Below are 21,362 nucleotides of genomic sequence, written 5' to 3' on the forward strand. Positions count from 1 at the left end.
AATATGAAGTTTTAAGGTTTGTCCTAGCGCTAAGTCTCTATTAACGAGTTTCTCGCGACTCATTTTCTAACTGTTAACGTTGTTAGTATTTTTATATGAGCGTGCTTAATGAACGCGCATCTTTTCAGATGCACGCATGAATCTGTTCGTTGTTTGGTGATTGAGCCTAGATCGATAATCTAGGTATCGGGATTAACTGCCCCGATAAGTAGAGAAACTGTATGGTGAGACTAAAAGCGGAACGTGGTAGTGCGCATCAGGATCATCTAAGCCGAAGCGAATCACTACGTCGTCTAAGAAAGGCACACCATCGAGTTCCACACCTTTGCTTTTATAGTAATCAGCTACGTAGAACACCAATTGGTATTTCCCCGGTCGAAATTCATTCCCGGCCAGAATTGGTGCATCGGTACGACCATCTGAGTTAGTAAGCACGGTCGCCAGCTTTTCAGTGGAGTCTTCGTTGACCTTATAAAGCTCTACCTTGATCTCTGCACCAGGCAAGCCGTGAGTGGTGTCTAAAACGTGTGTTGTTAATCTTCCCATAGTCCTTTAATAGCGCTTTTGGCGCTCCTCTGTTCCGTGGTTTATGTATCCATTTCGACCTTGCAAAAGAGAGCAATTGGTCACTTTGTTAGCACTAACTATGTACGAACTGTACACAATTAGTAAAGCAAATTGTTGGAAAAATGTTAACTAATGTGTCTTTTTATCTGAATTTATAGATGTTGAATATTCATTATTAGTAGTTTTTCGTTTTGTTAAGTAGTTGTTTTTATTTGTATTCGGTTTGGTTTTTTAACTTAAGCAACAAAATCTTTACATTAAGATAAATAATTGTATACAATAAATGTACAGGGGTGAGGTTGCTCGGTTTTGGATAAATCACTAGCTGAATCATTTCGATGGGACAGCTGAAGAGCGGCTAAGCCAACCACTTATGTTAGGAGTACTTGGATGAATAAGGATTATTCAAGAAATTTGATCGGTTACGGAGCTAATCCTCCTAACCCTCAATGGCCAGGTAATGCGCGCGTCGCGGTTTCTTTTGTATTGAATTATGAAGAGGGCGGTGAGCGTTGTTTGTTACATGGAGACGACGAGTCTGAAGCCTTTCTCTCAGAGATCCCGTCAGCACAGCCGATCAAAGGCGAGCGTCACATCAGCATGGAATCCATCTATGAATATGGTAGCCGAGCGGGTGTGTGGCGTGTTCTTCGCTTGTTCGATGAATATGAAATTCCACTGACTGTATTTGCAGTCGCTATGGCCATTGAGCGTCACCCAGACGTAGCTGAAGCCATGGTAGAAGCAGGTCACGAAATCTGTAGCCACGGTTATCGCTGGATAGACTATCAACACATTGATGAGTCAGAAGAGCGTGACCATATGACCAAAGCGATTGAGATTATCCAACAGGTAACGGGTCAACGCCCGCAAGGTTGGTATACCGGTCGTACAGGGCCGAATACTCGTCGTTTAGTCGCAGAAGAAGGTGGTTTCCTTTACGACTCAGATGCCTATGACGATGACCTGCCTTATTGGCACACCGAAACCGGTCATCCACAGCTAGTGATCCCTTACACACTTGATGTCAACGATATGCGCTTTTCAACGGCGCAAGGCTTCAACTCTGGTGAGCAGTTCTTCCAGTATTTAAAAGACACTTTTGACACCCTTTATATGGAAGGCGAAACCGCACCAAAAATGATGTCGGTAGGACTGCATTGTCGTCTTATTGGTCGTCCCGGTCGTATTGCTGCATTGAGACGCTTCTTAGATTACGTAAAACAACATGACAGCGTGTGGCTATGTCGTCGAATCGATATTGCCAACCACTGGCACAAACATCACCCATATAACGGACAACAAAATTAGAACGAACAGCAAGGAGGCTTAACGTGACTGAATTTCGATCTTGCCAACCAACAACCATGGACCGTGACACTTTTGTCGCGCACTTTGCTGATGTTTACGAGCACAGCCCATGGGTTGCTGAGGCGGTGTATGACCAAGGTTTGAATGCCGAAGACGACCACATTGAGAATCTTCATCTAAAAATGGCGTCCACCTTGTTGAATGCCGACCAAGGCAAACAGTTGGCTTTGATCAACGCTCACCCGGATTTAGCAGGCAGAGCAGCAGTAAACGGCGAACTTACTGAGTCGTCGACAAAAGAACAAGCGGGGGCGGGCATTGACCAATGCAGCGCCGAAGAATTTGAAAAATTCACTTCTTATAACAACAGCTACAAAAGTCGCTTCAATTTCCCTTTTATCATGGCGGTGAAGGGAGCCAATCGTTACCAAATTCTTGAGTCGTTCGAGATGCGATTAGGAAATGATAGTGAAACTGAGTTTGCTACGGCGATTCAAGAGATCAACAAGATCGCGATGTTTCGTCTCTGGGATATGTAAGTTAACGGAGTTAACAGCTATCTCAGCCCAGTCTTAGTGCGCTAAGAGCCAGCTTTATAAGCGAATAAGCCACTAAGTTCTCATTTTATTATTACTTGATTAATTTCATAGGATTACACGGAAATGACCCATAAATTTGAACAGTACATCAACCTTGCAGACGAAAAACTCGGCGCAGAAGCTATCTTTGCAACAGACGATTTTTTTGCAGATAAAAGCCGTCTACTCAGCCATGCAGCACCAGAGTGGAAAGACGACTTATACGACGATAACGGCAAGTGGATGGACGGCTGGGAAAGCCGACGTAAGCGTGGCGAAGGTTACGACTACTGTGTGGTACGCCTTGGCTTAGCTGGCACTATCGCTGGCGTTGATATTGATACCTCATTCTTCACAGGTAACTTCCCACCTTCGGCATCAATCGACGCATGTTATTCACCACAGGGTGAGCCAACCGATTCAACAGAGTGGCAAGAAATTCTGCCTTCAATGGCACTACAAGGTGACCACCACCATTTTGAAGACATTGAAAGTGATCAAGTATTTACGCACCTGCGTCTGAACATCTATCCAGACGGTGGTGTTGCACGCCTACGTGTTTACGGCCGACCAAGTGTTGATTGGGACGCAATAGACTCACATCAACAGGTGGATCTAGCAGCCGTTGAGCATGGTGGTCGAGCACTGGCATGTAGTGATGAACATTACGGTAACAAAGCCAATATTTTAGGCCCAGGTCGCGGTGAAAACATGGGTGATGGCTGGGAAACAGCACGTCGTCGTACGCCGGGTAATGACTGGGTTATCGTAGCATTAGGCCACCCAGGTAATATCGAACGTATCATCGTTGATACGGCGCACTTTAAAGGTAACTACCCAGACAGCTGCTCAATTCAAGCGGCTTACGTGAAAGGTGGTACCGATGATCAAGTGGAAACACAAAGCCTATTCTGGCGTGAACTACTGCCTGCTCAAAAGCTGCAAGCGCACGAGATTCACGAATTCATTTCTGAGGTAAACGACCTTGGTGCGATTACCCACGTACGTGCAAATATATTCCCAGATGGTGGTATTAGCCGTTTGCGTCTATTTGGTACGAAAGCGAAATAGGTAAGGAAATCAGTATGAGTAATGGAATACGTCGTTTAACTATCGAACCGTTAACTAAGCAAGCGTTTGCTGAGTTTGGTGATGTTATCGAATCTGATAATAGTGATTTCTTCATGATCAACAGTGGATCAACACGTCGCTACCACAAGCTAGCGACAACGGATGTGCAAGACCAAGGCGGAGAAGCGATCATCAGCATCTTCCAAGCTACGCCGTTGAGCTACCCACTGACCATCAAAATGCTAGAGCGTCATCCACTTGGCTCTCAGGCATTCATTCCATTACTTGGTCAACCCTATTTAATTGTTGTTGCCCCAAAAGGCGGTAACCCATCGTTAGCCAATTGCCGAGCTTTCTTAAGCAACGGCCGTCAAGGAGTGAACTATCACAAAGGGGTGTGGCATCACCCGGTTCTTGCACTTACGGATCAAGACCAGTTCTTGATCGTCGATAGAGGCGGAGAAGGACATAACTGTGATGAAGTTTATTTTGAGAACGACCTAGTGGCATTGCATTTGGAAGATATGCCAACGGAAGACAACAAGGAAGAGCAACGCTTAGCTAAAGCGTTGTGATACAGGAGTTTATTATGGATCCGCATATTACAGAGTGGTTGAATTTAGCAATTCGCTGGATTCACATGATTGTTGGTGTTGCGTGGATAGGCGCATCATTTTACTTTGTTTGGTTAGAGAACAACCTTAACCGAGTTAACCCTAAAACGGGCCTTTCAGGCGACTTATGGGCGATTCACGGTGGTGGTATTTATCACCTAGAGAAGTACAAACTCGCGCCACCAGAAATGCCAGAGCACCTACACTGGTTCAAGTGGGAAGCTTACTTCACATGGATCACAGGTGTGTGTCTACTGGGGGTGGTTTACTACCTCAACGCAGAAATCTACCTCATTGCACCAGGCTCTGGCCTTGATTCAACAACGGCAATCGCAATTGGTATTGGCTCTCTTATCGCAGGTTGGTTTATCTATGACCTACTATGTGATTCGCCGCTAGGCAAAACGCCGGTTCTACTTGGCCTAGTACTTTTTGTTGGTCTAGTTGGTGCAACTTACGGTCTTACGCAAGTGTTCAGTGGTCGTGGTGCTTACATCCATGTGGGTGCCATTATCGGTACCATCATGGTGGGTAACGTATTCCGCGTCATCATGCCTGCGCAGCGCAATTTGGTGAAAGCGATTGAAGAGAAACGCGAACCGGATCCAGCTCTGCCTGCGAAAGGTCTACTACGCTCTCGTCACAATAACTACATGACACTGCCAGTGCTGTTCATCATGATCAGTAACCACTTCCCAAGCACTTATGGTTCGGAATACAACTGGTTGATCCTTGCTGGCCTAGCAATCTTCAGTATCTTGGTTCGTCACTATTTCAATACACGTCATGGCAGTCAGAAGTTCGCATGGACAGTGCCAGTAGCGGCACTGGGTATGATTACTCTCGCGTTTGTTACCTCACCTTACGCGAAAAAACAGATGACTCCGGTAGTGCAAGCACCAGTGGTACAAGAAGCTCCTGTGAGCACGACGGAATCGGCGACTGAAGAGATCGCTTCGAGCAACACGGCTTCAACGGCGGCTGACTCTCAAGCAGTGCCTGCCGACCATGCCAAGCCAACGGCGAGTGCAGGTGTCAGCTTTGAAACCATTAACAAGGTCATTCAAGAGCGCTGTTCAGTGTGTCACTCTGCAACGCCTAGCCACGCCGCTTTTGCTGCTGCGCCAGCGGGTGTAATGCTTGATACGCCAGAAGAGATCAAAGCTAATGTACCTAGGATTGTTGCTCAAACCGTAACAACTCAGGTGATGCCTCTTGGTAACATGACTCAAATGACCGACGAAGAGCGAGCACTCATCGGCACTTGGGTAGAACAAGGCGCTACGATTCAATAACCGTACTTTTTAATAACAGTACTCAGCATCCTTTACCTAAGAGCATGAGTCTTAGGTGAGGCTTGGGGAGAGTTTGGTCTTACGGGCACGCGCCAAACTCATCCCACCCTGTTTCCCCGGTTCCTATAACCGGGGCTTTTTGTTTTTGGACAAAGGAAAAGCTGAAATATCATTCATTTGGTGACTCTATGTGCATATGTAGATTAAAGTGTTTGGAATGAAATGCTATTGGTAATATTCGCTTGAATGCGTTTAAAACTACATGTTCTGCTGACCTTAAATACTATTCAATGTTGGAGTTACGATATATGTCGGGACGAAAGCCTATCCCCAAGGCAGTAAAAAAGGTGCTTCGCACTGAAGTTGGTTTTGGCTGTCCAGTCAAAGGGTGTGGAAACCCTTATCTTGAATACCATCATTTTGATCCTCCAGTAAGCGTGAGAGCTCACAATGAACCCGAAGGTATGATCGCTTTGTGTGCACAACATCATAAGAAAGCAGATGGCGGGGCTTATACGGTGGATCAACTTCATGCTTTGAAAAGGGATAAAGTAAATGCAGGTTTGGTTAAGGGGAGTTTGGACTGGCTACGTAAGGACTTGCTCGCCGTTGTTGGCGGGAACTTTTATTATGAAACGCCAAAGATAATCACTATCGATAATGTAGATCTGGTTTCATTAATAAGAGACGAAGATGGCTATTTGCGACTGAATGTTAATATGCTGAGTTTAGAATCAGAAGAGCGAATCATAATTGAAGATAATTCTTGGGAGAACATTGGCTCACCAACTGATTTAAGAAGCCCTCCACAAGGGAAAGAGTTGGAATTAAGTTATCCCAATGGAGACTATCTATATTTGCGTTTTATAGAGCTAAAAAGTAAAGATCAAGCAATTAAGAAATATGGTTACGATGTGTTCGATGATTTGAGCTTTCCACTAACTGCTGTAGAAGTAAATATAACGATCGCGGGAACAAGAATTGAACTTACTCCTGATAGCTCGAAGATCGGTGATATCAAAATGACAGGGAGCTTATCTTCACACTGCGGTGGCGGGATATTGATTCAAAACACAGGGTTGCATTGGAAGCAAAACCCAGTTTGGAAACGTCAAAATTTGGTTGAACAGACCGAGCACCACAATGTCTTAAAAGTAAACTTTGGTCGTAGATAATTTATTATTTAGACAAATTGAAATTCTCCGTGTGTTAGTAAAATCCCCCGAACTTCCAACTGAACGTTTAACTACAGTTTTATCGATTTTCGCTCAACCAATAACTAAATAACTGATTTAACGAGTTATCCCACACAAGCGACTTGATATGAATCTCTACCCATGGCACTTTCTGTCCCAAGTTGACTTTAAATAGGGAAGAAAATGGAAGACATAGTACTCACACTCTTTAGGTTCGTTGGTGCGTTTTTTCGAATGCTTTTCCAGTTCTTCATTATGGATATCATTTGCTTTAGCGTGGGGTGGGTTGTATCTAAGGTGTTCACTTTAGGGCGTTTTCCTTCGTTTACGCCTGACGAAAAAGAGCGGGAGCGAGTATCTAATATTGGGATTATTAGTATCGTTCTGTTTCTTTTAGCAATAGGCGTATTTAATAGCCTTTAGTGCACTAGTGCTAATTTGAATAGTGAGGACGCATGCAATTTTACCCAGCAGAACAATATCAAGCTGCTTGCCATGAGATGTTTGAACGATACGAACGTGATATCAAGAAGCTACTCCTTAACGCGAGAGTTGAGCACGTCGGCGCATCGTCCATTCCGTTGGCCGTATCTAAGGGCGATTTAGATATCTTCGTTGGCGTTGAGTCCAACGAGCTTGAGGATGCTGTAGAACGACTTACAACACTCGGCTTTAAAGAGAAACTCGATACGCTAAGAACGCCCGAATTGTGCATGTTGGAATCCATATCCTCTGAAGATGTGGCATTGCAAGTGGTCGCCAATGGTTCTGAGTTTGGATGCTTTCTAACGTTTCGTGACAAGCTACGTGCAGCTCCTGCCTTAGTTAAGCAATACAACGCTCTCAAAATGTCTTGTGAAGGTTGGCCGCAAGAAGAGTACCGTGAAAAGAAAGCGACTTTTATCGAGCATGTGTTGGCTTTGAAATAGCACCAGTACGCTTCACCTCTAATTGTCCAATTGACAAAAATCCTATTAATACAAACTGTTAGGTCAAAAATCAACACCTCTGGAAATTTACTTTCTTAAATTCCCTTCAACCTATCTTATTGCGTTTCATAGTCGAAATTTAAGCAACTAAGCTCACATATATTGCATGGTGTATTAGTTTTGGTATTTGTTTGTGTTATGTTTTTCTCGATTTTATAAAGCGTGTCTTATCTATTGAAAGCAAAGTGTTTTCTTTCGAATTAATTTCAAGATTTGTCTATCAGTACATCAACCTAACGCTATCAAAAATCGATTTCTCGACGTTCATAATCAATATCACTTTAGGAAAGGACATGTCTGAAGTAGTAGAAAATACACCCGAAACTGTGCTCGCATCTCGATGGTCTCGCTTTTGGGCGTTTGTTATCGATGGCCTCATTTATGCGACTGCTATGATTCCAGTTGCTTTATATACCAATTTGTTCGATCGAGCCCTTTCTAATGGGGCCGTTGAATTACACGAACAAATAATGATGTTTATATATGGTTGGGTGGTGTTCCTATTGTGTCATGGCTACTTACTGCAGAAGAAGGGACAAACGATTGGAAAAAATGTAATGGAAATTGCGATTGTTGATATGGACGGTAGGCAAATAGGACTGTTCAACATAGTGATCAAACGAATTTTACCTATAAGCATCTTTGTTTATATTCCTGTTATTGGTCAGTTTATATCGATTCTTAATTACCTGTTTGTTTTCCGAAAAAATAGACGCTGCTTGCATGATTTAATCGCAGGCACTCAGGTGGTTAGTGTGGCGGTGCCCAGAAATCTAGATTTCAGTACTATCGAATAATTCCAAAGTAAGGTTTGTCTCGATAATTACATGCTCAAATAAACAGCACTAGCTCCAATTCTTGGTGCTGTTTTTACTTTCCCCTTACACTCTTTTCTCATATCGCTCTTAGTATCAAACCACTCCTTGTTTAACAGCAAGTAACTCATTATGAAGAACTTCTTCGATAGCGAACTCATGCTCTCTAGCTCTTTGAATTTCGTTTTTCTATCACTGGGGCTGACGCTCCTTTTACACCTTCCTATTTGGTGTGGGTTTAATTTGAGCCGACGAAAATGGAAACTGATGGACTATTTGTGGCCGTTACTGGCGGGTATTGGGATGCTCGGTGCTGTGTCTGAAATTCGTGCCAAAGTCGCAGGTGACTGGGTCGAGACCGAGCAAACCAGAGCTGTGGCAATTTTAGAATCTGTACAGCAGTTTTCTTTGGATAAGTTAAGAAGTGATGTGTGCAATGGACAACCATCACTAGACAATCATGGGCAGCACCATGAAGCGTGTTTGTGGTATTTGAACACTGCGATGACGTTTAAAGATGTGGATTTCACTCTGTTGCCAAATGCGGCTGATTTTACGGTTCCTGCACCTAGCGTACCGTTAGTGGAAAGCGATGCAGTTTGGGTGAGTGGGATGCTGAGCCAGTATGAAAAACAGAAAAATCAATACATAAAAACCAGAGAGGCACAGGTAAAGCAGCCATTAGAGAGCCTCTTCTGGTATGTGAGTCCTTACTTAGTGTGCTTCGCGATTGCTCTGCGCCTAACTAAGGTGACAGCAGAGCTTAAGTTAGATAAGTGCGCACAGTAAGTGACGACTTACTGGTGAGATGAAAAAAGAGCCTAGGGTGTAGGCTCTTTTGATTTACATCGAAGGTAAGTTCAGTGACATTTCATGTTTGAACCTGCCTAGCTGTTAACGGTTAGGAGATTAGTGGTAATTTACTACCAACGAAGCATTCATATCGTACCCCATGGTGACATCGGTATCGCCATCGACAAGATAGACATTATCGGTGGTCAGTTTTGATGAAATCACGCCTTCTACCCACACTGGATACTGAACGGTTTCTACTTTGTAACCCTCAGGGTAAGAGACTCTCACAATTTGGTTCGCGGGTGGTGGTGGCATGTGTATACAAGCTCCAGCAGTAGGAACTAACAAGAATTCGGTAGCGACGAGTGGAGCTGAGAAAGCAATTGGAACCAGGAACCCAGGTATACGTACCTTCTTACCGTCAAAGTCGTGAGTGACTGTTTCTGATGCTCGCTGTTGATTCGCGATGTACTCTGAACGCAACTTCAGTAATTCATCGGCGTCTAGCCCTTCCGATTTCAATGTTTCTTTGAGGCTGGCTAACTCATCATTACTCTTTGGGTCGTCATACTGGCTTAAGGTGAATATTTTTTGAAGAGTCAGTTTTTGTTGATAGCTGATCTCAGGCAATACGATTTGGTTCTGTGCATGTACCGGTCTCAGGTCTTTCCAATCGAGTTCTGTTGGTTCACTAGCTAGGCTACCAAACGAAACTATGGATACAAACAGCGCGATAAATCTAATCAATGTTTGGCTCGCTATTGGTTGGTGTTAGGTCGTTTCAAGTGGTTCATCGGCTTGTAACAGCCGATGAACCAAGCTTTATCTATGAGCTATGACTTTGAAACTTGATGTCTAAAGTGTGTTTTTGTAGATAACACCATCTTTCATAATGAGCTTAATGCTTTCTGGTGAGTCTGGTCGCTTATCGGCACCAAACCATTGGTCACCGGTACCTACCACAGAAAAGTCTTCGAATGGGTTACCATCAAGTAGCAGGATATCTGCGTATGCGCCTTTCTCAATCACACCCAGTTTCGCATCTGGATATGGGTTCATGAAGTCACCTGATAGTGTGGCAATTTCACCACCGACAGACGTAAGAGTTTTCAATGATTCGTAAGGACCAAAGAAGTCATTGTTTAGCTTTTTCTCGTAAGCGATTTGAATGTTACAAGCATCAACAGAGCCTACACAGTCAGTCTGGAAGCCACGAGGAGCTGGACACTTCTTCATATTCGGGATGTAGTCTTTAAACGCGGCAGAAGCCGATTTTGCTTTAGCTAAACTTGATGCAACGTTCTTAACTGCAGGGATCTCAAGAAGGTTAGGGTCGAACGCGGTAAGGTTAGTGGTGATGTACGCTCCTTTTTCTTCCATGAGTTCTGAAATCTCACAGTCAAACATAAAGCCGTGCTCGATCGATTTAACGCCTGCGTTTAGTGCGCCAATGATCGCCTCTTTACGATAGGAGTGCGCCATTACGTAGCTGCCGTAAGTATCGGCTACTTCAACTGCTGCACCGACCTCTTCTGGTGAGCCTGCCAATAATTGCCATGGGTCAAAGGCGGATACCACACCACCGGATTGCATGTATTTCAACTGAGTTGCACCCATGCGGAAGTTGTTACGAGCGTACTTCTTGACTTCGGCAACGCTATCGACTTCTTGTGCCATATTCAAACGGCTAAAGTTGGTTTCTTCACCGACAGGGGCGGTGTAGTTAGCAAAGTCGGCGTGTCCGCCACGAGTACTCAAAAATGCACCGGATGGGTAATAACGAGGCCCAATAATTTGCCCTGCATCGATGGCTCGTCTTAGGCCACCGTTGGCTCCGCCTGCATCACGAACTGTGGTGAAACCTTGCATCAGGTACATCTCTGCCATACGCGTTCCGTGTATTGCGAAATCTTCCCATGTGGTGTTCGATTCCATCGTTGGCAAGCTTGGGCCCATTAGCATCAAGTGCGCATGGTTTTCGATAAAGCCTGGAGTTAAGGTTTTGCCTGTACCGTCTATCACTACGGCATCGTCGCGAACATCAATTGTTTTTGCTGAAATGGAGGTAATGATGTTGCCTTCGACCAATACAAAGTGGTCTTCGTACAACTTGTTTTCAGTGCCGTTGAAGATATCGACATTTTGAAATAACGTCTGTGGTAGTTGAGCCTCTTGTTCGGCATAGGCAAACGACGCTACCAATGCGAGTGAAGAGGCAAGCAAAGTCTTCTTCATTTTTTATATCCTTATAATTAACGTAGAACTGAACTTATTGAAGTTAAGCCATTGTTAAATATAGGATGAGTATTGGGGTTTTGCTGTGATAAATATGTTGATTACGAGATGTGTCACCAAATGGCTACTTTGCTTTTAAGAACCCTTACTTACTGTCACTTAATTAAAGTTGTATCTCACACCAAGTTGTAGTTGAGGCCCATAAATCCCGTTATTCTTAGAAGATATCGAGAACGCGGCTTTATCCGTTGCATGGAATCTCGCGCCAAACGTAAAGATCGAATGCTCTCCATTTGCCCCCACCATGACATTTGCCTCTACTCGTTGAGTAATCCAGGCACGAAGCCCTGCGTTGAATTCAATAAAGGTTTTGCTTTTCCCCGGAGCGTAAGATCCTTTGTTGTAATGAATTAATAATTGAGTATTGAGATCGATGGCTTGGTTGATAGGCCCGTAAACTTGAGGCCCGATATAGACGTCATAGTTGTCTTCATCGAGATCGGCATTTGAGCTTACCCCACCCAGAAGCGCAAGGCTGTCATTGATATCTCGTCCCCCTTCCAAACTAATACCATTTGGCTTTGTTTGAATCCCAAGCTCTACAAAATCTGTAGTGAAATTTGCAGCAGACAATGCTTGGTGAGAGAAGGTACATAGCAGTAGAGGTATTAAATTTTTAATTTTCATATGACTTATAAAGGTAATGCCAGCGGGGCGAAAATCGGATGGTATTTTATTAATTAAGTAAGTTGAGGAAGATGAAGTTCGAGGAGAATAAAGTCAAAATAAATAAAATATTTTGTTGTTCATTTTTGCACTTTTGTTCAGGAGATGCGGTGAGAGAAAGAATGATATAAACCTTATTTTATATTGAATTTCTATTTTGGGCTTTTATTAAACATTAACGTAAAAATCAACAATGATATTTATTCTTAGGGTGGGAACTTTATGTTTTTATCTTGTGTGTCTATTCGGAAGTGGACATTAAGTCTACGTTTAATGTTAGGAATAAATGCATGAAGAAAATCATTGGCTTAATATTACTGGCTTCACTTACTGCATGTGGCGGCGGTGGTGGTGGCGGAGGTAATACTTCGAACAACAACAGCGCGGCTTCTAAAACGTCTTCAGAGCGTTCAGCCCTTAAGCTGAGTGCCAGTCAGTTAAAGAAACTGAGCACTGTAGAGTTTTCGTCTGGAAGCATTACTGGCTTTGAAGCACCAAGCAACTCCAATTAAAAGCTAGAAGGAATATTAAGTTATGTCAAAGATACTATTACCTCTAGTTATTGGGGTTTCATCAATAACAACATCGGCCTACGCTAACGAAGATAATAACCTGCAGGGATACTATAAATCTAAAGCTGCAATTAAATTCGCTGTAGATAAAATTCAACAAAATAAAGTTGAATTCATGAATCTAGATGAAGCAATTTCTTCTCTTACTGCTAATTCTTCTCCTCAAACTCTAAGCTCAATTGATGATATTGCTAATTCTAAATCAGCACACAGTGATATCTTTTTAGCAAAGTCAAAAGAGTTCAACTTAAATAACCAAGTTTGTGTGATCACTAAAGATGGCGCTACGATTGCTTTTGAAGTTGAAGACGGCGCAGCGAATTGTGCTTTTGACGTGAATAAAGTAGACAAAGCAATGGCAAAGACGACAAGTGGTCTTGTTTTCTTTACTCGCTATGGATCTGCTGACGAGACCCAATACTCTATCGATAAAATCAGCCTGAATGGGCAAGAAATATCAAACACCTTCTTATTTAAATTCAAAGGTAAGTTGGTAGGTGATCTTGCCAAAGTGAAGAAAGCGCCTTCCGGTGAGTTCACCATCGAGCATTACATGGATTACGGCTCGGAAGATGGCCAGAAAATTGGTTACCGAGCGTACCAGTGGGCTGACAACTTTGCTGATGGCCAAGATGCTATCGTAAATTCTTTTGCGTACCTATACGGTTCTAACGTTAGTTTAGAAAACACTAAGACACCGTACTTCTGGGCGATAAAAGATACAGTATCTCCTTCTAAAGGTAACTCTGATTTCTATTTTGCTTCGACGGTTAGTCGTATGGCTCGCTCAACAGACAACAAGATCACGCAAAAAGATAAGTATTCAAAACAGTCTCCGTCAGACTTGATTGCTTATAACTTTAATAATGCGAATAAACTGGTTGGCCTAAGCCCTGATGCTTGTACGATCAAACAAATCGCTGATGGCGAGAAAACGCTGACTTGGTACAAAGGTTTCAACCGAGACGAGAATTGTACTGCAACTGCAGCCGACCTTGCGGGACGCGAGAAAGTGACGTCTGCAACGCTTACTAATGATGGTAGTAAGAAAATCTCAGCAACTAGCCTAAATGCAAGTGCACTTGAGACGCTTAAAGCTGTGGATCTAGAGTCTTCAACAGCATCTGATTTAACGGATAGCGACTTCGCTGCAATGAAAGCGAAGTACGACGGTGCAGTGAAGAAATACAGCAACTTCAATAGCATTCAGTTCTGGAAGTAAGCCTCTTACCTCCATCCTGATGAAAAAAATGGGCAGTCTATCTGCCCATTTTTTGTGCCTGTCGTACAGCGGTCTCGCAGTAATTTTTAGGACATCGACAAGGCAAAAGACAGCAGTATCGGCAGCGTTACCACACTTAAGAAGTTGCCAAATAAAACCATTGAGGCAACTTTAGGTGGCTCTACGTTGAATCTTTCTGCAAACAGGTAATTCATCACAGCAGGTGGCAGCATGGTGAACAGTACCATCATCTGCAAGTGTAGAGTGGGTAGAGGAATGAAGAAGTAGATGATCGTAAAAGCGATCGCTCCAGTGAACAGAGATTGCGCTGTACATAACAAGCCGACTTTCAGACCGCTCAGTCTTAAGTTGACCATTTGTGAGCCCAGTGACAACAGCATGATAGGAACAGCAGCTTGCCCAAGTAGCGATGTGGCTTCGTAGATAGGATTCCACACTGCAATGCCGGATAAATTTAGTGTCATTGCTAATAAAGCAGCCAAGAATATTGGCATCTTGAAGATCTGTTTGATCGGGTTACCTTCGCTTAATAACGCTAAGCCTACACTGATATGAACACACGCCGATACCACAAATAGCAGTACCGCTGGGGCTAATGCACTCTCGCCAAAAGTATAAGTGAACAGGGGAATCGCAAGGTTGCCGCTATTACGAAACATGTGTGGCGGTGCCCAAGCTTTGAAGTTGAGCTTAAAGATCTTACAGATTGGAATCATCAGCAGTGCGGGCACTAACACCGCAACCAAAGAGGCAGAAATCAGCGGCAGTTGTTCGGTGTCGAGTGGCATGGTGGTCAGCGATGCAAACACCAAAGCAGGGATACAAACATCCATGTTGATGCGATTGATTGGCTTGAAATCGGGCTTAAGCCAACGACCGACTGCAAAGCCAGCACTGGCGAGTGCAAAAACGGGAAACAGAATGCTAACGACCTGTTCGAACATAGAATTCCTTTCTAAGCGTGTGTTGTTTTAAGCGGACAATAGTTTTAAACGGACAATATTTGGTCTACCACCGTCTAACGTACCAACATAACTTGGCTGCGTCATGGGTGTTGAGCACACCACTGGCAATAATTTGTATTTCTTTGAATGAAGCACAAAAAAGACCAGTGGCGTTAGCAACTGGTCTTTTAAGGCTAGGCGAATCTGGACGGGTTCTTTAACAACAAAGGTTACCTAACAACAGTGAGTTATTCGCTAACTCACAAGCTTTTTGTAATCTTTGAAATTGACGTCGTAGGCTTTCTCACCGTAGATGTAAGTCTCGCTGACGGTTCTGTCGTCACCCAAGCTCATCAGTACAAATAGTTTTTCTTCAAGCTTGGTCGCTTGTTCCATTCTGAAGCGCATCAGTTGTGTCGCGTGCAGATCTAACACGACGAAATCGGCTTCTTTGCCTACTTCTAAGTTACCGATTTTATCTTCTAAATGCAGAGAACGTGCGCCACCTAAAGTTGCCAAAAACAGCGATTTAGCAGGGTGAAGTTTCTCTTGTTGAAGCTGCATGATTTTGTACGCTTCGCTCATGGTTTGCAGAATCGAGAAGCTGGTACCAGCGCCAACGTCTGTCCCCATTCCAACACGAATACCGTGCTCTTCCATTTTTGGTAGCTTGAATAAGCCAGAGCCTAAAAACAGGTTTGAAGTAGGGCAGAAGGCGATTGCAGAATCGGTATCCGCTAGGCGTTTGCATTCGCAGTCTGATAGGTGAATACCGTGTGCAAATACTGAACGCTTATGCAGCAAGCCATAGTGGTCATACACATCTAAATAGCTGTCGCGTTCTGGGAACAATTCTAGAACCCAATCGATCTCTTTTTTGTTTTCAGAAAGGTGAGTGTGCATGTAAACGTCTGGGTACTCTTCGAGTAATTTCCCAACCGTCGCCAACTGTTCTGGCGTACTGGTTGGTGCAAAACGTGGCGTTACTGCGTAGTGTAAGCGACCTCGGTTATGCCATTTCTCGATGAGTTCTTTTGAGTCTTCATAGCCAGATTCAGGAGTGTCGGTGAGGTAATCGGGCGCATTGCGATCCATTAAAACCTTACCTGCGATCATACGTAGGTTACGTTTCTCAGCTTCTTCAAAGAACACGTTCACTGACTCTTTGTGCACGGTGCCAAACACTAGTGCTGTCGTGGTGCCGTTGCTCGCCAGTTCGTCTAGAAATAGCTTTGCCACTTTGTGTGCGTAGACTGGGTTTTTGAAACGTTTCTCTTCTGGGAAGGTGTAGTTCTCTAACCAATCAAGTAGCTGCTCACCGTAAGACGCGATCATCCCCGTTTGAGGGTAGTGGATGTGCGTATCAATAAAACCAGAGGTGATCAGTTTGTCTTTGTATTCTTTTACTTCGAGTGTTTTAGGCTGACGTGCCAATACGTCATCGGCATGGCCTAAATCGACGATGTGGCCATTCTCAACCACTAAAACACCGTCTTCAAAATATTCGTAAGACTCATCGATACCGACGTCTTTTGGGTCGGCTACGCTGTGTAAAATACTGGCGCGATAAGCTTTGCGTTGCGTTGTCATGTTTACTTCCTTTTAATGACTTCAGTAACGTTATGGCTACCGAAGCTTTGCGACTTGTATTAGGCGATCTTCTCTTCCAAAGGAGGTTCACCTACATCGCTTGATTGACTGTGTTGATCGGTCAAATCCTGATTTTGATATTGTTTGGTTGGGCGCTTTTGTTCAAGCGCTTGGCCCTGATAGTGTGCGATCAGTTCACCCGCAACCGATACCGCGATTTCAGCGGGATGTTTGCCATTCACAGCGCTAATGCCAATCGGACAAATCATAGTTTCAATTTGTTCTTGGCTGTAACCACGTTGCTCTAAGCGGAAGTCAAACTTCTTACGCTTAGTCAGCGAGCCGATCATGCCGAAGTAACGGCTGTCTTCACGGTCGATAATGGCTTTCGTTAAATCGAAATCAAGCTGGTGGTTGTGGGTCATTACTAGGTAGTAGCTATTCGGTGGCATGTGTTTAACTTCGCCAACCGGATCGTCGGTGACTAGCTTTTTGACACCGTGAGGAAGCGTGTCAGGGAACACTTCTTCACGTTCATCAATCCAGGTCACACGGAAGGGTAGGGTCGCGACAATGTGCAGCAGCGCTTTTGCCACATGGCCAGCGCCAAACAGCACGAGGTGGTTCTGTTGAGTGCCAATCGGTTCAAAGCTTAATGTTGCCATTCCACCACAACATTGGCCTAAACGAGCCCCTAGGTTAAAGCGTTCCACTTTGAGCGATTTTTCACTGGCAATCAGCATTTCACGCGCCATTTTAGTGGCCACATGTTCAAGGTGACCACCACCAATCGTAGCGATGATTCGGTCACGAGTGACAAGCATCTTGGTACCTGCATCACGTGGCACTGAGCCCCTGTCTTCAAGCACTGTCACCATGACACATGGTTCGTAGTTCTCTTCCAGTTTTGCCAGTTCGTGAATCCAATTATCCTTAAACATATGTCCTCCTAAATCCCTTCTGTGCTTCCTTAGCTGTTTATTACGCCCTAAGCCATATCTGTCAGCTCTAAGCCGTTTCTGATTGAGCATCGGCCGAAGTCGGGGCTGTTTCAGAGACTTCCTGAATCGCCATCAAAATACGCTCTGGCGTTGCTGGTGTGTTGAGCTTAGGAATCGCACCATCAACAGCTACATAGCTAATCGCATCTTTCAATGCACTCCATACCGACATACCCAACATGAAAGGTGGTTCACCCACGGCTTTCGAGTTGAATACTGTGTCTTCTGGGTTGCTGCGGTTTTCCAAAAGGTGCGTTCTGAAATCAATTGGCATATCAGCAATCGCAGGGATTTTGTAGCTTGCTGGGCCATTGGTCATCAAGCGACCTTGTTGGTTCCATACCAACTCTTCTGTCGTCAACCATCCGACACCTTGCACAAAGCCGCCTTCGACTTGGCCGATGTCAATTGCAGGGTTCAGTGAAGCGCCTACGTCATGCAAAATATCAACACGTAGAATCTTGTTCTCGCCAGTGAGAGTATCGATGATGACCTCTGAACATGAAGCACCATAGGCGTAGTAGTAGAACGGGCGACCGCGCGCCTTCTCGTGATCGTAATAGATCTTTGGAGTGCGGTAGAAGCCAGTGCTCGATAGCGAGATTTGGTTAAACCAAGCCAGTTCAACAAATGAGTTGAAGGTCATGATCTCATCGCGGATCTGCACCATGCCGTTCTTGAACACTACCTCTTCTGGAGACACTTTGAAGTGTGCAGAAGCGAAGTCGATCAGGCGCTGCTTAATGGTTATTGCTGCGTTTTGCGCGGCTTTACCGTTGAGGTCGGCGCCCGATGAGGCTGCGGTTGGTGATGTGTTCGGAACTTTGTCTGTGTTTGTAGCGGTGATCTGTATACGTTCGACATCGACTTGGAACTCCTGTGCAACGATTTGTGCCACTTTGATGTTCAAGCCTTGCCCCATTTCCGTACCACCGTGATTCAAATGAATACTGCCATCGGTATAGATATGGATAAGCGCACCTGCTTGGTTCAAGAAAGTCGCAGTAAACGAGATGCCGAATTTCACAGGTGTGATAGCAAGACCTTTCTTCAAGATAGGGCTTTGCTTGTTGAACTCAGCGATTTCTTTACGACGTGCGTGATAGTCACTGCTGCGCTCAAGTTGTTCGGTTATCTCAGGTAAAAAGTTGTCTTCAACGGTTTGGTAGTAATGGGTTACGTTACGGCCTTCTTCGCCGTAGTAGTTCGCCTTACGTACTTCCAAAGGATCTTTTTTCAGGTAACGCGCAATCTCATCCATGATGTGTTCGATAGTCATCATACCTTGCGGGCCACCAAAGCCACGATACGCAGTGTTCGACGCTGTGTTGGTTTTGCATCGATGACCAACCACAGTTGCATCGCCTAGGTAGTAAGCGTTGTCTGAGTGGAACATTGCACGGTCGACGATAGAGCTTGATAAGTCTGGCGAGTAACCACAGTTACCTGCAACGGTAATGTCAGCACCTTGAATCACCCCATTGTCGTCGAAGCCGACGGTGTATTGGTTGTAAAACGGGTGTCGTTTACCGGTTTGTTGCATGTCTTCGTTACGAAGTAGGCGCATTTTGGTCGGTCGGCCTGTCAGGTGGGCAATCACCGCTGCCATACACGCAGGAGAGGCTGCTTGAGTCTCTTTACCACCGAAACCACCACCCATACGACGCATATCAATCACGACTTTGTGCATCGGTACGCCAATCACTTCCGCAACCAGTTTTTGAACTTCGGTCGGGTTCTGTGTTGAGGTGGAGACGATCATGCCGCCATCTTCGGTTGGCATCACGCTACTGATTTGAGTTTCTAGGTAGAAGTGCTCTTGGCCACCGATCTCTAAGTCACCAGAGATCACGTGTTTCGCTTTTGCCAATGCTGCTTTTGAGTCACCACGCTGTTGAGTGTGGCTCTCTGTCACGAAGTGCTCTTTTGCTAGCGCTTCTTTAACATCAAGGATGGCAGGTAGCTCTTCGTATTCAATAATGGCTGCATGTGCCGCTTTACGTGCTGTTTCTAGATCGTTTGCTGCTACGGCAATCACGGGTTGACCGTAATATTCTACTTTGCCGTCAGCAAGCAGTGGGTCACCCGGTAGGATTGCACCGATATCCAGCTCACCCGGTACGTCTTTGGCTTGGATAGCAATGGCTACACCTTCAAAGTCGTAACACGGTGATACGTCGATTTTAGTGATCTTCGCGTGTGCTTGAGTGCTCAGGCGTGCGTACACGTGCAGTTGATTTGGGAACTCTAGGCGGTCATCAATGTATACCGCTTCGCCCGTTACTTGTTTGGCAGCACTGTCGTGTTTAACGCTTTTACCCACGCCAGTTTTTAGGTCTTGTTTTGCAATGGCAACCATCTCTTCGTGGGTCATCGCATGCTTGTTTGAATTAGACATAAGACGTTACCCTTGTTTCGATTCGGTTGTTTTTGTTCTGTTGTTCAATGAAGTAGCGACGCAGCATGTTAGCCGCCGACAATGAACGGTATTCTTGGCTTGCACGGAAATCTGATAGCGGCTCAAAGTCGTTATACAGTTCTTGCATCGCTAACTTAATATTAGCGTCTGTCCATGGTTTGCCTAATAACGTATTTTCACAACGAGTTGCGCGCTTAGGCGTTGCAGCCATACCACCAAAGGCGATACGAGCGTGTGTTACCTTGCCTTCTTCGACTTGAATATCAAACGCACCACATACTGCAGAGATGTCATCGTCTAAACGTTTAGATAGCTTGTAAGCTCGGAAACTGTCATTGGCTGGTTTAGGGATGATGATTTGCTCAATGAACTCACTCTCTTTTTGAGCTGTCACCTTGTAGCTGATGAAGTAATCTTCGATCGGCATGATGCGAGACTCATCACCACAGCGCAGTTTGATTTTCGCATTAAGCGCAATCAGCAGGGGAGGCGTATCACCGATAGGAGAAGCATTGGCAACATTACCGCCGATGGTGCCTTGGTTGCGTACTTGCAGCGAAGCAAAGCGGTGTAACAGCTCACCAAAATCTGGGTAGTGTTTTTTCAGAAGTGAGTAAGAGTCGCTGATTGGAAGGTTGGCACCAATGATTAAATCGGTGTCTGTCTCTTCACATACCTTCATGTCTTCAACAAGGTTTACGCTGATCAGTGTTTCAATCTCACGATGGAATTGCGTGACTTCCAGTGCTAAATCCGTACCGCCAGCAACCAGCTTAGCGTTCGGGTGGGCTTGAAAAAGCTTGGCCAACTCATCAGTACTTCTCGGGGAAAAAGCAGTGAGGTGGCCAAGACGTAAGTTGGCTTCGGTGTCTTGAATGCTTTCTAGTTTCTCGATGGTTTTGCGCTCGAGTTCAGCAAATTGATCAATCAAAGGTTGGTCTGTTGAAAGTGACATTGCGGCATCAACAATAGGGCGGTAGCCAGTACAACGACATAGGTTACCAGCCAATGATTCCATGACGTCTTCTTTGCTTGCATCTGGTTTGTTTTTACCAAGCGCAAACATCGACATGATGAAGCCCGGTGTGCAGTAACCACATTGGGAGCCGTGAAAATCGACAACCGCTTTCTGTACTGGGTGTAATGACTTATCTCGGTTTTGCAGATCTTCTACTGTGATCAGCTGCTTACCGTGTAACGCTGACACAAATGTAAGGCAAGAGTTCACCGAACGGTATTGCAGTTGTCCATCAACTACTTCACCGAGAACGACGGTACATGCGCCACAGTCACCTGACCCACAACCTTCTTTGGTACCTGTTTTATTTATCTTGGTACGAAGGTAATTGAGCACTGTCATATTCGGCGACAGATTGTCTTCACGTCTTATTTCCTGATTGA

At 44.7% G+C, this 21,362-nt stretch carries 20 protein-coding genes; 11 read left to right on the forward strand and 9 right to left on the reverse strand.

What is annotated here, in order from left to right; all coding sequences use genetic code 11:
* Window positions 1–192 precede the first annotated feature (192 nt).
* Window positions 193–546, reverse strand: coding sequence for a hydroxyisourate hydrolase (gene uraH / locus L0991_20330; GenBank protein ID XGB64376.1), 354 nt, complete (start codon window positions 544–546; stop codon window positions 193–195).
* Between the two features lie 411 nt (window positions 547–957).
* On the opposite strand from uraH, the gene puuE reads away from it, so the two are divergent.
* The 9 genes from puuE to L0991_20375 all read left to right on the forward strand — a co-directional run bounded on the left by puuE (window position 958) and on the right by L0991_20375 (window position 9,225).
* Complete coding sequence (gene puuE, locus L0991_20335) at window positions 958–1,878, forward strand: allantoinase PuuE (GenBank protein ID XGB64377.1); 921 nt, start codon at window positions 958–960, stop codon at window positions 1,876–1,878.
* Window positions 1,879–1,901: 23 nt separating this feature from the next.
* Window positions 1,902–2,417, forward strand: a complete 516-nt coding sequence (gene uraD / locus L0991_20340; protein XGB64378.1) for a 2-oxo-4-hydroxy-4-carboxy-5-ureidoimidazoline decarboxylase — start codon at window positions 1,902–1,904, stop codon at window positions 2,415–2,417.
* Window positions 2,418–2,540: 123 nt separating this feature from the next.
* Window positions 2,541–3,527, forward strand: coding sequence for an allantoicase (alc, locus tag L0991_20345; GenBank protein XGB64379.1), 987 nt, complete (start codon window positions 2,541–2,543; stop codon window positions 3,525–3,527).
* Window positions 3,528–3,541: 14 nt separating this feature from the next.
* The gene (locus L0991_20350) at window positions 3,542–4,102 is read left to right on the forward strand and encodes an ureidoglycolate lyase (GenBank protein XGB64380.1); all 561 of its coding nucleotides are present in this window, start codon (window positions 3,542–3,544) and stop codon (window positions 4,100–4,102) included.
* A gap of 14 nt (window positions 4,103–4,116) precedes the next feature.
* On the forward strand, window positions 4,117–5,436 hold the full coding sequence (locus tag L0991_20355; protein ID XGB64381.1) for a urate hydroxylase PuuD: 1,320 nt from the start codon (window positions 4,117–4,119) through the stop codon (window positions 5,434–5,436).
* A gap of 308 nt (window positions 5,437–5,744) precedes the next feature.
* Window positions 5,745–6,611, forward strand: a complete 867-nt coding sequence (locus L0991_20360) for an HNH endonuclease (protein ID XGB64382.1) — start codon at window positions 5,745–5,747, stop codon at window positions 6,609–6,611.
* A gap of 476 nt (window positions 6,612–7,087) precedes the next feature.
* A complete protein-coding gene (locus L0991_20365) occupies window positions 7,088–7,561 on the forward strand; it encodes a GrpB family protein (protein XGB64383.1) in 474 nt (157 codons plus the stop codon).
* Between the two features lie 353 nt (window positions 7,562–7,914).
* Window positions 7,915–8,418 (forward strand): RDD family protein, encoded by a 504-nt coding sequence (locus tag L0991_20370; GenBank protein XGB64384.1) that lies wholly within the window; start codon window positions 7,915–7,917, stop codon window positions 8,416–8,418.
* A gap of 285 nt (window positions 8,419–8,703) precedes the next feature.
* On the forward strand, window positions 8,704–9,225 hold the full coding sequence (locus L0991_20375; GenBank protein ID XGB64385.1) for a hypothetical protein: 522 nt from the start codon (window positions 8,704–8,706) through the stop codon (window positions 9,223–9,225).
* Window positions 9,226–9,345: 120 nt separating this feature from the next.
* Here L0991_20375 and L0991_20380 read toward each other — a convergent pair whose 3' ends face one another.
* The 3 genes from L0991_20380 to L0991_20390 all read right to left on the reverse strand — a co-directional run bounded on the left by L0991_20380 (window position 9,346) and on the right by L0991_20390 (window position 12,153).
* Window positions 9,346–9,978 carry a DUF3299 domain-containing protein gene (locus L0991_20380; GenBank protein XGB64386.1) on the reverse strand — a complete coding sequence of 211 codons (633 nt, stop codon included), beginning with the start codon at window positions 9,976–9,978 and terminating at the stop codon, window positions 9,346–9,348.
* Window positions 9,979–10,086: 108 nt separating this feature from the next.
* A complete protein-coding gene (locus L0991_20385) occupies window positions 10,087–11,466 on the reverse strand; it encodes an amidohydrolase family protein (protein XGB64387.1) in 1,380 nt (459 codons plus the stop codon).
* 159 nt (window positions 11,467–11,625) lie between these two features.
* Window positions 11,626–12,153, reverse strand: a complete 528-nt coding sequence (locus L0991_20390) for a hypothetical protein (protein ID XGB64388.1) — start codon at window positions 12,151–12,153, stop codon at window positions 11,626–11,628.
* A 329-nt stretch (window positions 12,154–12,482) separates the two neighbouring features.
* Here L0991_20390 and L0991_20395 point away from each other — a divergent pair, with 329 nt between their 5' ends.
* Together L0991_20395 and L0991_20400 are read left to right on the forward strand one after the other, a co-directional pair.
* On the forward strand, window positions 12,483–12,704 hold the full coding sequence (locus L0991_20395; protein ID XGB64389.1) for a hypothetical protein: 222 nt from the start codon (window positions 12,483–12,485) through the stop codon (window positions 12,702–12,704).
* A gap of 22 nt (window positions 12,705–12,726) precedes the next feature.
* Complete coding sequence (locus tag L0991_20400) at window positions 12,727–13,986, forward strand: hypothetical protein (protein XGB64390.1); 1,260 nt, start codon at window positions 12,727–12,729, stop codon at window positions 13,984–13,986.
* A gap of 86 nt (window positions 13,987–14,072) precedes the next feature.
* Here L0991_20400 and L0991_20405 read toward each other — a convergent pair whose 3' ends face one another.
* From L0991_20405 to xdhA, 5 genes are all read right to left on the reverse strand, one after another.
* Complete coding sequence (locus tag L0991_20405) at window positions 14,073–14,951, reverse strand: AEC family transporter (protein XGB64391.1); 879 nt, start codon at window positions 14,949–14,951, stop codon at window positions 14,073–14,075.
* Between the two features lie 255 nt (window positions 14,952–15,206).
* Window positions 15,207–16,541 (reverse strand): guanine deaminase, encoded by a 1,335-nt coding sequence (gene guaD / locus L0991_20410; protein XGB64392.1) that lies wholly within the window; start codon window positions 16,539–16,541, stop codon window positions 15,207–15,209.
* Window positions 16,542–16,600: 59 nt separating this feature from the next.
* Entirely contained in the window at window positions 16,601–17,482 is an 882-nt protein-coding gene (gene xdhC, locus L0991_20415) for a xanthine dehydrogenase accessory protein XdhC (GenBank protein ID XGB64393.1), read from the reverse strand.
* Between the two features lie 67 nt (window positions 17,483–17,549).
* Entirely contained in the window at window positions 17,550–19,940 is a 2,391-nt protein-coding gene (gene xdhB, locus L0991_20420; protein XGB64394.1) for a xanthine dehydrogenase molybdopterin binding subunit, read from the reverse strand.
* Window positions 19,933–21,321, reverse strand: a complete 1,389-nt coding sequence (gene xdhA / locus L0991_20425; protein XGB65425.1) for a xanthine dehydrogenase small subunit — start codon at window positions 21,319–21,321, stop codon at window positions 19,933–19,935. The genes xdhB and xdhA overlap by 8 nt, the downstream gene beginning before the upstream one ends.
* Between the last annotated feature and the right edge of the window lie 41 nt (window positions 21,322–21,362).

It is taken from the genome of Vibrio chagasii (genome assembly GCA_041879415.1).
Classification (GTDB): Bacteria; Pseudomonadota; Gammaproteobacteria; order Enterobacterales; family Vibrionaceae; genus Vibrio.